Here is a 14,237-nt window from a genome sequence, read left to right on the forward strand (position 1 = left end):
ACAAGTACAGTCAAATATATTGCACTATATTTAGCTTATAAGAACAAATAATAAACTTATAAAACATAAAAGGAGAATCTACGATGAAGTTAAATCATATTTATTCAACAAATATTGATGAAGTAGATTACTATGCAAGGATTCTTAGTAGTACAGAAGATCCGATAAAGAAAAAAATTTTAGATTTTCATCAATTAACATATATTTTTTCAAAACTAAAGAGTTTTCCTATTTCAAAAGCTCCTTATTATGATTTAAAGAATGAATGTGCTTTTGAGCGTATATTCAAAAAATATATTGCGCTAAGTTATGTAGTTTATCGTCAAATAACTAGTGATGAAAATATTAAGATTGAGTTCAATGACCGTTTGTCATCACTCATTGAAGATTTTATTTGTAGGTTTTATGCGTATGAGTCACCTATCAAAGACTTATATCAGCAAGAAGTTCTTTGGATCTATCCTAGGCTCCAGTATAAATATTTTTTAACAGATTGCATGCTGCTGGGAAATCACGATGATTATTACGTTGATATATCTACTATCGAAGAGATTGTACAAATTATGGCAGGCTTTACGAGATATGAATTTGATCAAACATTAGCAGAAACCAATTATCAGGTAAACTTTCCCTCTTTGATATTTGCCAATATAAAATTATATGAAAAGGGTTATTTAGAAGTTGTCGAGGAACATGCAGGTGTGGAAATCAAATTAAACCTTAAGCCAAATTCCAAAGCATTTCCTGCATTTTCTAGAAATAGCTATATTCTAAAAAGAACGATCATAGATATGTGCAAAAAAAGCTATAATGAGCATTATTCATATAAAGATTTTAAATAATTTTATTGTATACAATTGACAACATTGCATGCAAGTATTATAATATAAATATATACAACACTAGCCGATAGGGGGAATTTACAATGAGAACACAAAATTATAACGTAGAAGTAATGGACCATATGAAAGAATGCGGTTTTGTTAGTTGCATTCATTGCGCCAGTGGATATTGCACCAATGGTAATAACTGTGATTTATATGAACGTCATCTTAAACAAGAGGATTAATTGTTTAGGTTTCCTATAATTTAACTTCATAAAAAATGAAAGCTTCCACAAAAGCTTTCATTTTTTATTATTTTGCATCTTCAACAGAAAGTTTTGCAACATAATAGAAAATTTAGTGGACAATACAAATCATCTCCAAATTTAAATTTTCTATTAATTACTTAACATGTATTGATGCATAAAAGCAAATGCTAATAGTGTAGGACAAAAAGTAGCACGTTTTATTTCTCATAAATCTAAAGTAAATGAGTGATGTAAATGAACTACTATTTTTTGTTTCACTATACCCATAACAAAAGAACGTTGTATTTAGCAGAAAGTATTTATAAAGAAAATATCATTCATCAATTTATGCTACATTTAGGTGAGAACAATCCAGATAATATTTATCTTTCTGAAATATCTATCCTTCATGAGTTTAGGGAAAACCATTGATTGATGGTTTTCCTTTTTTATCACAATAATTTAAAAATGAATAATAATTTTATGATATAATGGAAAGTAACTTTACATAAAAACATGGGGTGTATCTATGCGACTTATACCAATTGATGCTGTGAGGGAGGGCGCCTTTTTAGCTCAGCCATTATATAATGCTCAGGGTCAGATTCTTCTTGCAAAAGGCACGCGGTTAAACAGCAAATTCTGTGAAAAAATCAAAGAGTCTGGCTTTTATACAGTCTATATTCTAGATGAATATAGTAACGAAGAAATTGAAGACATCCTCAAGCCTGAGATTCGACGTAAAACCATTAGCTCTATTACATCGGTTCTAAATAATATTTCGGACGCTCAAAGTACTGAAAAAAGTTTATCCCAAAAAAAGAAAATGGAAACGAATATCAATGATGGTCTCAGCCAAATAGAGGGATTAGCCAAGAGCATAGTAGATGATGTTTTCACGCAAAAAAATGTCATGATTAACCTTGTTGATATTAAAAATAATGACAACTATACCTATCATCATAGTGTAAACGTGGGTATTCTAGCATTGGTACTTGGTATAGGTATGAATATAAATAAAATAGATCTTTATGATTTGGTGATGGGCGCACTGCTTCATGATGTAGGGAAAATGTTTGTTCCAAAGGAGATACTAAACAAACAAGGAAAGCTCAGTGCAGAAGAATTTAATATTATGAAAGAGCATACAACACGTGGTTTCAACTTCTTAAAAGATTATACGGATTTAAATGGTAAAGTGAGGCTCATTGCCCTTCAACATCAAGAGAGAATTGATGGCACTGGCTATCCTTATAACTTAAAGAACGAACAGATCTTTCCTCTTTCTAAAATAACATCCATCGCTGACGTCTATGATGCACTCACCTCAGACCGACCCTATCGAAGTGCTTTGCATCCTAACGAAGCCGTTGAATACATCATGGGCTCTGGTGGAAGGTATTTTGATATGGATATGGTCAAATCATTTGTGAAAAAGGTGATCCCTTATCCAATCGGCACCATAGTTAGATTGAGCAATGGTGCAGTTGGTATCGTTGAGGAAATAAATCAAGAATATATTCTTAGACCAATTCTAAAAATAATGAAAGAGAATGATAAGATGATTCTACCTTTTTTATGTGATTTAAAAAAGGAACATAATCTGGTTATTGAAGGTGTGGTCCATAATCTCTAGGTACCCATATATTCATAAACATTCCTTATAGTAAAAAACTGAAAACATGGCATACTATTTTTAGAGGTGATGTTTATGTCAAAACATAGAGGAATTGTTCCAGAGGCAAGAATTGCATTGAATTCATTTAAAGAAGAGATTGCAAAGGAGCTTGGATTGGAAAATTTTACTTATGCAGGGTACGTGGGAGGAAATATGGTGCGACGGATGGTAGAGACCGCTGAAAAAGAAATGGTTAAAAAATATAAATCCTGATTAATCAGGATTTATATTTTTCTGAAAAACTAGTCGTTTGTTGGAATGTTTTACATTTCCTCTGTATAATTTCTTCTTTTTTTATACTAGATTTGATATAATAACCTTTAGATTGTGTAACAATACTAATGTACTATGCTGAATACAGGAGGCGTTTTTTTTGAGCAAGAGAAAACAAGTTGAAATTTCTACCGATGATCTATTAAAACAACAAATTTACATAAATGAACTACGTCAAGAAAGTGATGAGTATCTCGCATCTACAGGTAAACAAAAGCTATATCACATTGTAACCTATGGCTGTCAAATGAATGAACATGATTCTGAAAAGTTAGCCGGCATGTTAGACAAGATGGGGTATGTAGAAACGACATCTATCGATAATGCAACCTTGGTGATTTATAACACCTGCTGTGTTCGTGAAAATGCAGAGTTAAAGGTGTATGGGAACTTAGGCCATCTCAAAGCATTAAAAAAAGTGCGGCCAGACATGATCATTGCAGTGTGCGGATGTATGATGCAGCAGGCTCATGTTGTTGACGAAATAAAAAGAAAGTATACACATGTCGATTTAGTATTTGGCACCCATAATCTTCATAACTTTCCACAACTCCTTGCAAACTGTAAACAAGCAGATAGTATGCTTGTGGAAGTATGGGAAGAAGAAGGCGAAATTATAGAAGGCGTACCAGTAATTCGGAAGTACGAATTAAAAACCTACGTTAATATTATGTATGGTTGCAATAATTTCTGTACCTATTGTATCGTTCCTTATACACGAGGTAGGGAAAGAAGCAGAATGCCTAAAGATATTATTCGTGAAATTCAAGCATTGGTCGCTGCGGGTACCAAAGAAGTAACCTTATTGGGTCAAAATGTCAACTCTTATGGAAAAACCTTAGACTTCCCCATGGAGTTTGCTGACTTACTATTTGAAATTGATAAAATTCCTGGGTTAGAGCGGGTTCGTTTTATGACGTCTCATCCAAAGGACCTTTCGCCTAGATTAATCGAAGCTTTAAGGGATTGCAGAACCTTATGTGAGCATATACATCTTCCAGTTCAGTCAGGCAGCACAGCAATTTTAAAGAAAATGAATCGTCACTATACGAAGGAGCAGTATTTGGACTTGGTTCATCGTTTACGTCAAGCAATTCCTAATATAGCCATAACAACAGACATTATCGTAGGATTTCCCGGCGAAACAGAAGAGGACTTTTTAGAAACCCTTGATTTAATCCAACAAGTAGAATATGATGCTGCTTTCACGTTTTTGTATTCAGTTCGAGAGGGAACTCCAGCAGCAAAATATGAAGAACAAGTTCCAGATGACATTAAGCATGAACGTTTCAATAAACTTCTAGATACTTTAAATGGCATTGTAGGAAGAAAAAATGCCCTTTTACAGGACCAGATCGTTGAAGTGCTCGTAGAAGGTGAAAGTAAGTCTGATAGCAGCAAGTTGATGGGTAGAACAAGGACAAGTAAGCTGGTAAACTTCACGGGTCCAAAGGATAGTATCGGTAATGTTGTTCACGTAAGAATCACTGATCCTAAAACATTTAGCTTAAACGGCATTCACATTGACTCCATTTAACATTGATAAAACCAAGGATTTCCTTGGTTTTATCAATTTATGATATAATGAATTTAAGACAAGTTGTTAGGGGGATGAAAAATGGAGAACCTAACTCCAATGATGCGACAATATCTAGCTCTTAAAGAATCCTATAAAGATAGTATTTTATTTTTTCGTTTAGGAGATTTCTACGAGATGTTTTTTGAAGATGCACTTACGGCGGCAAGAGAACTAGAGATTACTTTAACAGGCCGTGATTGTGGGCTTCCAGAGCGGGCGCCTATGTGCGGGGTTCCCTATCACGCTGCTGATAATTATATCGCTAGACTCATAGAAAAAGGCTATAAAGTTGCAATTTGTGAACAGGTAGAAGACCCTTCAGCTGCTAAGGGCATCGTAAAGCGAGATGTAGTGCGGGTGATTACGCCAGGTACACTGATTGATCCTCATCTACTGCCAGAGAAAGAGAATAACTATATCATGTCCATCTTTTTTGGAAAATCAGGAATTGGCGTTGCCTTTGCAGATATTTCTACCGGAGAAATTAGAACAACTGAATTTTTTGGCACAAAGGCTACTGCTAACTTATTAGATGAGCTCGCTAAGGTAAATCCAAAAGAAATTATTATGAATGATACCGAATATAACGGTGTGTCCATAGAAGATATGATCAAAAGCTTTTTATCTACCAATATATATGTATTTGATAGCTGGGCATTTGAAGATAAATTTGCAGAAAAGAGAATTAAAGATCATTATAAAATCCTAACATTAGATGGTCTTGGATTGATAGATAAACATGCCAGTATTTCAGCTACTGGCGCTTTATTGGAATATTTACAGCAAACTCAGAAAAATACTTTAGATCATATGAATCATGTAAGATTTTATGCTTCTGAGCAGTATATGGTTTTAGATAAATTTACCAGAAGAAATTTAGAACTGACGGAAACCATGAGAGATAAAGTGAAAAAAGGATCTCTTCTTTGGGTTTTAGATCGGACCTCCACTGCCATGGGTGCTAGGATGCTTAGAAGATGGGTTGAAGAACCACTTCGAGATATAGAAGCTATTAACACAAGATTGGCAGCTGTAGATGAGATGAAAAGCAACATTATCCTTCGAGAGGATTTTAAGGAATTGCTAAATCAAGTCTATGATTTAGAGCGTTTGGCTGGAAGAATATCCTATGGGAACGCCAATGGAAGGGATTTGATTGCACTAAAGCTTTCTCTTGGCGTACTGCCAGAAATAAAAAATATTTTGAATGGGATTCATACTGAAGGATTAAAGGATATTTCACGTCAGATTGATGCCCTAGAAGATATTCATCACCTCATTCACAGTGCTATTATTGAGAATCCTCCTCTAGGGATAAAGGAGGGCGGTCTTATTAAGGACTCCTATCATCCAGAAATTGCTTCCCTTCGAGAGGCAATCACTAATGGGAAAACGTGGATCACGAATCTTGAGCACCAAGAGAGGAAAAACACTGGTATTAAATCTCTAAAGATTAGTTATAATAAAGTCTTTGGTTATTATATAGAGATTACAAAGTCTAACATTGGCCTTGTTCCTAGCCATTATGAACGTAAGCAAACCCTTGCAAATGCAGAGCGTTATATTATCCCTGAGCTTAAAGAGATTGAGTCTAAAATTTTAGGTGCTGAAGAGAAGATTGTGGAACTTGAATATCAGGTATTTCTTCAGATTAGAAATGTGATCAGCCAACATACAGAGAGAATACAGATTACGGCCTTAGCCTTGGCTCAGCTGGATGCGCTTTTATCCTTTGCTGAAGTGAGCGATAAATCAGGCTATGTTAAGCCTATGATCTCTGAAGATAATCGTCTGGAAATCGTCAATGGCCGTCATCCTGTTGTAGAGCGGTCAATGTCCTTTGCTTCATTTGTTCCGAACGATACGCTGCTTGATACAGATGAAAATCGTTTTGCAATAATTACTGGCCCTAATATGGCAGGAAAATCTACCTATATGCGCCAAGTTGCATTGATCGTCTTAATGGCGCAAATCGGTTGTTTTGTTCCAGCAGATCAAGCTTTTATTGGCATGGTTGATAGGATATTTACTAGGGTAGGCGCTTCCGATGACCTTTCCCAAGGGCAAAGTACGTTTATGGTTGAAATGAGTGAATTGGCAAATATCTTAAACAATGCCACCTCTAAAAGTTTAATTATTTTAGATGAAATCGGCCGGGGAACTAGTACATACGATGGATTGAGTATTGCTTGGGCCGTTGTTGAATACATAAGTAATCATCAGAATCTTGGTGCGCGAACCCTGTTTGCTACGCATTATCATGAGTTAACTGAGCTGGAAGGCATTCTTGAAGGTGTAAACAATTACTGTATCTCTGTAAAAGAACATGGCGATGATATAATTTTCCTTCGGCGGATTATACCCGGAGGTGCTGACCAAAGTTACGGTATTCAAGTGGCAAAATTGGCAGGGATTACTGATGCTGTAATCACTCGTGCCAAAGAAATACTCAGAGAGCTTGAAGTGAATGATATCAATCGCTCTAAACAAACCAAAGATACTACCAAGCCAGCAAAGAAGAAAGATGAACAATATCAGCTAACCATGTTTTCAAATCCTCATGAGGATATTCTAAAGGAACTTAAAAGTATCGATATTATCAATATTACGCCAATGGAAGCAATGAATCGACTGTATAAGCTAATAAATATGATGAAGAGTTAAGGTGATGTCATGAATAATCGTATATTAAAATTAGATCCCCTTACGGCCAATAAAATTGCAGCAGGTGAAGTAGTAGATCGTCCAGCATCTGTTGTTAAGGAGTTGGTTGAAAATGCTATCGATGCCAAGTCTACATCTATCGTTGTAGAGATCCGAGAGGGTGGTAAAACATTTATAAGGGTTACTGATAATGGCTCCGGTATAGATGAGGCAGATATAACGCTGGCATTTGAACGTCATGCCACCAGTAAGCTGCGAAATATTGATGATCTAAATACCATCTTATCCTTAGGGTTTAGAGGTGAAGCCTTAGCTAGTATCTCTTCTGTATCTCAAATAGAACTTATCACAAAAACAGATAGCCAAGATAGTGGTACCGCCCTTGAGCTTCATAGCGGGAGAATTATCTCTAGTAATAGAATAGGTACGACAAGGGGCACTACATTTATTATTAAAAATTTGTTCTATAATACACCTGCCCGTTTAAAATTTATGAAATCAGATTCTACCGAAACGGCTTATATTAATGATGTTGTTAGTAGACTAGCTATGGCCCATCCAAATATTGCAATAAGATTCATTAATAACAATAATATTGTTTTTTCAACTTCGGGGAATGGTAATGTGATTCATAATATTGTCAGCATTTATGGAAAAGAATTAGCGAAGAATATCTATCACTTTGAAAAAAACCATGAGAAAATAGTGCTTCATGCCTTTGTTGCAAAACCCTCCTTTCACCGAGGGAATAGACAACTTCAATCCTTTTTCATTAATGGTCGTTATATAAAAAGTTTGTTACTACAAAGCTGTGTTGAGGAGGCCTACAGAACACTTCTTCCAATTAATAAATACCCAATTTGTTTTCTATATCTAACGATGCCTCCAGAATTAGTGGATGTTAACATACATCCTACAAAGCTAGAAATCAAATTTAGCAATGAAGAAATACTAAAGTCATTCATTACACGCTGTATCAAAGAAGCTCTGTATCGCCAGAATTTGATTCCTGAAGTCTCTCTACAAACAACGAAACCAAAGGAAAAGCTTTCAAATATGGTTATCGAAGTCTTGCCATCAGTGAATAGAAACCATCCTGAAAGAGAAAAGAAATACGAACCCAGGCTAGAAGATATGAAGGATAAATTCCCTATTGTTACAAATAATAAGGTTGAACAAAACCATATAATTCCTATGGTTCATGAAGAACAAGTAGTATTTAAAACTTCTGTACCACCTACTCCAGTAGTAACTACCAATGATAATATCAATCAAAATTCTTTATTCAATGATATAAACATTAGCCAAATAAGGATTATTGGTCAGCTGTTTCACACATACCTTGTGGGCGAATATAACGAGGCTTTATATTTAATTGACCAACATGCTGCCCATGAACGCGTTATATTTGAATGGATGCTAAATAAATTCAGATCACGTTCTGTTATGATCCAACATTTGCTGGTTCCTACAGTTGTTGAACTGACCTTTGCTGAATGGTCTGCTGTCATGGATAACATTGACTTGCTTATTCAGTTTGGTTTTGAGGTTGAAGATTTCGGTCAGCATACAGTACTCATTCGATCTGTCCCAATGATTTTGGGAGAACCTGAAGCGAAAGGCTTTTTTCAGGAAATTGTAGATCATCTCATTAATGATCATACGGCAGTTACTGATTATAAAATAGATAAACTTATTGCCATGGCCTGTAAAGAAGCTATTAAAGCCAAAGATAAGCTAGATGTCACAGAAATGAACGAACTGCTTAAGCGGCTTGAAACATTAGAAAATCCGTATACTTGTCCCCATGGCAGACCAATCATCATATCGATGACCAAATACGAAATTGAAAAAAAATTTAAAAGGGTTTAAGGGAGGGAGCATATGAAAAAGCCTCTTTTAATTATTGTCGGACCTACTGCTGTGGGCAAAACCGATACATCTATTGCTGTTGCAAAAAAGTTAAATGGAGAAATTATATCTGCTGATTCTATACAGGTCTATAAGCATCTAGATATTGGCAGTGCTAAACCCAGCCTTACCGAACAGGAAGGAATCCCTCATTACCTCATGGATGAAATTGACCCAAGGGAAAATTTTTCTGTTTCAGATTTTCAGCATAAAGCAAAAGAGTATATTCGTCAAATCAATGATAAGCACAAATTGCCCATTATCGTTGGCGGCACGGGCTTATATGTAAACGCCATCATCTATCAAATGGACTTCACGAGTACGGCATCTAATTGGAGCTTAAGAAAGCAGCTGGAGGAAGACGCTGAGGCATATGGAAATGAAGCTTTACACAGTAAGCTTAGGCAAGTGGATCCAGAAGCTGCTGATAGAATACATTTTAACAATGTAAAGCGTGTTATTCGTGCGCTAGAGGTATATTATGAAAACGGGAATAAAATTCATGATTTCAAGAATACTTTTGTTGAAAACCCAGAATACGATTATGTACTCATCGGATTAATTCGAGATCGACAACAGCTCTATGATCGAATAAATCAAAGAGTAGATTTACTCATTGAAAATGGTCTGATTGATGAAGTTAATCATCTCATGTCCTTGGGCCTTGATGAGCATAATATCTCCATGAAGGGCTTAGGATATAAGGAGATTATCGGTTATCTTAAGGGGACTTATACTTTGGAAGAAGCCATAGAAATCTTAAAGAGAGATACACGCAGATATGCCAAGAGACAACTAACCTGGTTCCGACGATATGAAAAGATAAAATGGTTCGATATCAATCAGTATGAAACAAAAGATGCTTTGGTACATAACATTATTCAATATGTAGAAGGAAAATTACACTTAATATAGAATAATTTAGTAATCAGAGTTTGATTAAATAGGAGGGGTTATATATGAAAGCCACAATTAATTTGCAAGATGTTTTTCTGAATCAAGTTAGAAAGGAACATGTTCATATAACGATATATTTGGTAAATGGTTTTCAGATTAAGGGAATGGTAAAGGGATTTGATAGTTATACCATTGTATTGGAAAGTGATGGCAAACAGCATCTCATCTATAAGCATGCAATTTCTACGATCACACCTGTAAAGCCAGTTAATTTTGCTTCTGCAAGCAAAAAACAAGAAGAAGAATAAAATTAGAATAAATAATTAAAAAAGACGACATTTTGGTCGTCTTTTTTTTTGTTTTCTTTGCATATGATGTTATAGTAACCAATTTGAGGTGATAGAGATGAAATTGATGAATCCTTATAATGAGTTCAGCAGGATACTAACTCGATTTGAAAATGGCAGAATTAGTACAGAAGATGCAATCCAGAAAATTACCACGAATAGTAAATCGATTGTAGATGACAGAAATAAAGGAGAAACTCTTGAGGCTTTAATCAAGGAGCTGGATCAGATGGTGGGTTTAGAGATGATTAAAAAGTTTGTTAGAGAGGTCTATGCCTATATAGATATTCAAAAGAAGAGAAGGGATGAACAGCTGCTAACGGATTCTCTGGTTATGCATATGATCTTCAAGGGCAATCCAGGAACAGGCAAAACAACTGTTGCTAGACTTTTGGGAAAAATTTTTTTAGAAATGGGTGTTCTTGAAAAAGGGCATCTAATTGAAGTTGAGCGAGCAGACCTAGTGGGCGAATATATAGGCCATACTGCTGTGAAAGTAAGAGATCATATTCGTAAAGCTATTGGCGGCATCCTTTTTATTGACGAAGCATATTCCCTTGCAAGAGGTGGTGAAAAAGATTTTGGAAAAGAGGCTATAGACGCCTTGGTAAAAGGGATGGAGGACTATAAAGATAATCTTATACTTATTCTTGCTGGTTATCATGATGAAATGGAGATTTTTTTAAAAAGCAATCCTGGTCTGAAATCCCGCTTTCCAATTCATATAGATTTTCCTGATTATGAGTTGGATGATTTAATTCAAATTGGAGAATTAATGGTTGAAAAAAGAGAATATAAGCTATCTATGTCTGCAAAGGCAAAGCTTGCCAAAATTGTTACTAAAAAAAGATTGGAAGATCGTGTACTTAGTGGAAATGCAAGATTGGTTCGTAATATTATAGAAAGAGCCATTCGCAAACAAGCAGTAAGATTGCAGAAAGTTTCATCGGTTTCTAAGGATGACCTGATTACAATTCGTGGTGAAGATATTACCGAGGGGGATCTTTGATGAAAAAATGTCTCATTATCGGTAAGCCCCATGTAGGAAAAACACTCTTCTTTATCCTATTCAGCAAGTATCTAGGATTAAAGGAGTTCCTTGTAGAACAAAACCTTCTCAATGGTGATCGGATACATAAGCTTTATACATTTGAAGAAGCAATTAAGTCCCTATGCGCAAGCAAGCCCTTCAAAACACAGTATCTACAATCGATAAATCTGAATCTTCCTCTCTTAAAAGGAAATATGAAACTGCAGCTCGTGGATGGCACAGGTTTAACCGAAGGAATCCATGGTGATGTAAGTATTAGGAGGGGAATGGTCCAAACATTGGCTGCCCTTTATGAATGTGACATTATTCTACATATGATTGATATCAATAGCTATGCCGCAGAGCCTAATAACACCATGAATGGCTTTGGCTGTACTGACATACAGTTAACCCAATATGGCCTTTCTCACCAAGCATATGTCATTCTGGCCAATAAAATTGATTTGCTTGATAGCAGAACAAAGCTTGCTCAATTACAACTAGATTATCCCCAGCATACGATTATACCGATTTCCACCCTTAGTGGCCAGGGGTTTAATGAGATAAAAGCATATTGCCGGTTTAAATCAAAGTATGTCTAGAATGATCGTTTACTCAAATTGATTATCCTTTTGATATGTGTTAAAATACAAAAGAATGACAAAAGAAGGTGATGATCTATATGGAAAAAACTACCCGTGAGTTACTACATAATGTTTTCTGTATACAGGATGAAGTAATTAACAAGGGAATAGAAGTAGAAGAGAAAATAAGAGACGCTTTCAGAAGCCTTGAAGGCACCCGTGAGTACAATCAATATAAGGTTCTGCATGCAATGCAAGCGTGTAGAATAAGTGATATGCATTTCAATTGGCATACAGGTTATGGCTACAATGATCCTGGCAGGGATGCCATAGAGGAAGTATACGCTAAGCTTTTTAACACGGAAGATGCCATCGTTAGGCCCACGATTGTCTCTGGTACCCATGCGCTTACCCTCTGTTTAACAGGAATACTTAGGCCAGGAGACGAATTAATATCTGCAACAGGCAAACCCTATGATACCTTGGAAGAAGTAATTGGAATTAGAGGCGAAAGCAATAGTGGTTCTTTAAGGGATTTCGGTGTTACGTATAAACAGATTGATTTCACTTCGAATGGCAGCGTCGATTTGAAAGGTTTACGTAACAGTATTTCCGAAAAAACGAAAATGGTGTTTATTCAAAGGTCTACAGGCTATAGTTGGAGAAAAGCTTTAACTATAGAAAATATCAAGGAGATTGTTGAAGTTGTGAAGGCAGTTAACCCTTCCATTTTATGCATGGTAGATAATTGCTATGGAGAGTTTTTAGAGCGGCTTGAGCCTACCGAAGTAGGCGTTGACATTATGGCCGGCTCATTGATAAAAAACCCAGGTGGAGGCTTAGCCTTGACAGGTGGGTATATCGTAGGCAAAAAAGAGCTTATTAAACTAGTCTCCTATCGATTAACTTCACCGGGATTGGGAAAAGAGGTTGGTTTGACTTTTGGCATGACTCGTAATATGTTCCATGGTTTATTTATTGCGCCCCATGTAGTCTGTGAAGCCATAAAAGGTTCAATTTTTTGTGCTAGGTTGTTTGAAGAACTTGGATATGAGGTGTCTCCTAAGTATAATGATATACGAAGTGACATTATCCAGTCCATTAAACTAGGGAGTGCTGAAGCAGTTATTGCCTTTTGTCAGGGTATTCAAGGTGCAGCGCCGGTAGATTCTTTTGTTCGACCTGAGCCATGGGATATGCCAGGATATGACGCTCCTGTGATCATGGCTGCTGGCGCCTTTGTTCAAGGTTCTTCAATAGAATTGAGTGCAGATGCACCTATCAAAGAGCCATACATTGTATATTATCAAGGGGGATTAACATACGAGCATGCTAAATTCGGATCATTAAAAGCTTTACAATCGTTGCTTGATAATGGATGTATCCAAACAATTTAATTATTTACCGTCATTGAGTTTACATAATCAAATTACGTAAACTCAATTAGTCGTAAAAGGAAAAAGTACCTGTAGCTCCAGGTACTTTTTTATATATCCGTATTTTATAGTTTTCTGAATACACCTTTTACTAAACCTAAAATCTTCACATCTGGAACAAGGATTGGTTCCATATATGGATTTTCTGGTTGTAGCCGGAAATGATCCTTTTCTTTATAAAATCTTTTCACAGTTGCTTCATCTTCGATAAGTGCAACAACAATCTCACCATTTTTAGCAATTTGCTGTTGTTTTACCAAAACATAGTCTCCATCAAGAATGCCTGCTTCAATCATACTTTCACCTTTGATCCGTAACATAAAATGATTGCTATTGTCAACGAAATCCATGGGGACTGGGAAGGAATCTTCAATATTCTCTATTGCTAAGATAGGTTGACCAGCAGTGACTTTCCCAAGAACAGGAATCTCGACGATTTCTTTTTTGCTTATTAAATTGCTTCCATCACTATCCAATAATTCAATGGCTCTTGGCTTTGTGGGATCTCTTCGGATAAAGCCATTTTTTTCGAGCTTTGCCAAATGACCATGAACAGTAGAGGTTGATTTTAATCCTACAGCTTCACATATTTCACGAACAGAAGGAGGATATCCCTTTGAATAAACTTCAGCTTTTATATATTCAAGTATTTTTTGTTGTTGATCTGTTATATCGTAAATCATTGATAGCACCTCACAACCTGTATTTTTCTTCATTATAGCATAGAGTCAAAGAAATATCAAACACCTGTTCGTATTTTTTCAAA

13 protein-coding genes are annotated in these 14,237 nt (G+C 35.8%); 12 read left to right on the top strand and 1 reads right to left on the bottom strand.

Annotation, left to right across the window (positions count from 1 at the left end):
* Window positions 1-83: 83 nt before the first annotated feature.
* The 12 genes from K0R93_RS13970 (at window position 84) to K0R93_RS14025 (ending at window position 13,432) form a co-directional block, all read left to right on the top strand.
* Complete coding sequence (locus K0R93_RS13970; RefSeq protein ID WP_300302465.1) at window positions 84-842, top strand: hypothetical protein; 759 nt, start codon at window positions 84-86, stop codon at window positions 840-842.
* A gap of 485 nt (window positions 843-1,327) precedes the next feature.
* On the top strand, window positions 1,328-1,504 hold the full coding sequence (locus K0R93_RS13975) for a hypothetical protein (RefSeq protein ID WP_300302467.1): 177 nt from the start codon (window positions 1,328-1,330) through the stop codon (window positions 1,502-1,504).
* Window positions 1,505-1,601: 97 nt separating this feature from the next.
* Window positions 1,602-2,708, top strand: a complete 1,107-nt coding sequence (locus K0R93_RS13980; protein ID WP_300302469.1) for an HD-GYP domain-containing protein — start codon at window positions 1,602-1,604, stop codon at window positions 2,706-2,708.
* Between the two features lie 75 nt (window positions 2,709-2,783).
* The gene (locus K0R93_RS13985; protein ID WP_330685170.1) at window positions 2,784-2,963 is read left to right on the top strand and encodes an alpha/beta-type small acid-soluble spore protein; all 180 of its coding nucleotides are present in this window, start codon (window positions 2,784-2,786) and stop codon (window positions 2,961-2,963) included.
* A gap of 160 nt (window positions 2,964-3,123) precedes the next feature.
* Window positions 3,124-4,560 (top strand): tRNA (N6-isopentenyl adenosine(37)-C2)-methylthiotransferase MiaB, encoded by a 1,437-nt coding sequence (gene miaB, locus K0R93_RS13990; protein ID WP_300302473.1) that lies wholly within the window; start codon window positions 3,124-3,126, stop codon window positions 4,558-4,560.
* Between the two features lie 81 nt (window positions 4,561-4,641).
* On the top strand, window positions 4,642-7,266 hold the full coding sequence (mutS, locus tag K0R93_RS13995) for a DNA mismatch repair protein MutS (protein WP_300302475.1): 2,625 nt from the start codon (window positions 4,642-4,644) through the stop codon (window positions 7,264-7,266).
* A gap of 9 nt (window positions 7,267-7,275) precedes the next feature.
* Window positions 7,276-9,138, top strand: coding sequence for a DNA mismatch repair endonuclease MutL (gene mutL / locus K0R93_RS14000; protein ID WP_300302478.1), 1,863 nt, complete (start codon window positions 7,276-7,278; stop codon window positions 9,136-9,138).
* 12 nt (window positions 9,139-9,150) lie between these two features.
* The gene (miaA, locus tag K0R93_RS14005; RefSeq protein ID WP_300302480.1) at window positions 9,151-10,092 is read left to right on the top strand and encodes a tRNA (adenosine(37)-N6)-dimethylallyltransferase MiaA; all 942 of its coding nucleotides are present in this window, start codon (window positions 9,151-9,153) and stop codon (window positions 10,090-10,092) included.
* 44 nt (window positions 10,093-10,136) lie between these two features.
* Window positions 10,137-10,382, top strand: coding sequence for an RNA chaperone Hfq (gene hfq / locus K0R93_RS14010; protein ID WP_300302482.1), 246 nt, complete (start codon window positions 10,137-10,139; stop codon window positions 10,380-10,382).
* Window positions 10,383-10,479: 97 nt separating this feature from the next.
* A complete protein-coding gene (locus K0R93_RS14015) occupies window positions 10,480-11,430 on the top strand; it encodes an AAA family ATPase (RefSeq protein WP_300302484.1) in 951 nt (316 codons plus the stop codon).
* A complete protein-coding gene (locus tag K0R93_RS14020; protein WP_300302486.1) occupies window positions 11,430-12,053 on the top strand; it encodes a GTPase in 624 nt (207 codons plus the stop codon). The genes K0R93_RS14015 and K0R93_RS14020 overlap by 1 nt, the downstream gene beginning before the upstream one ends.
* A gap of 80 nt (window positions 12,054-12,133) precedes the next feature.
* A complete protein-coding gene (locus K0R93_RS14025) occupies window positions 12,134-13,432 on the top strand; it encodes a methionine gamma-lyase family protein (protein WP_300302488.1) in 1,299 nt (432 codons plus the stop codon).
* A 104-nt stretch (window positions 13,433-13,536) separates the two neighbouring features.
* Here the strand turns inward: K0R93_RS14025 and lexA are convergent, their stop codons facing one another.
* Complete coding sequence (gene lexA, locus K0R93_RS14030; protein ID WP_300302491.1) at window positions 13,537-14,154, bottom strand: transcriptional repressor LexA; 618 nt, start codon at window positions 14,152-14,154, stop codon at window positions 13,537-13,539.
* Window positions 14,155-14,237: the final 83 nt, after the last annotated feature.

Source organism: Anaerosolibacter sp. (assembly GCF_029240175.1).
In the GTDB taxonomy this organism is placed as follows: Bacteria; Bacillota; Clostridia; order Peptostreptococcales; family Thermotaleaceae; genus Anaerosolibacter.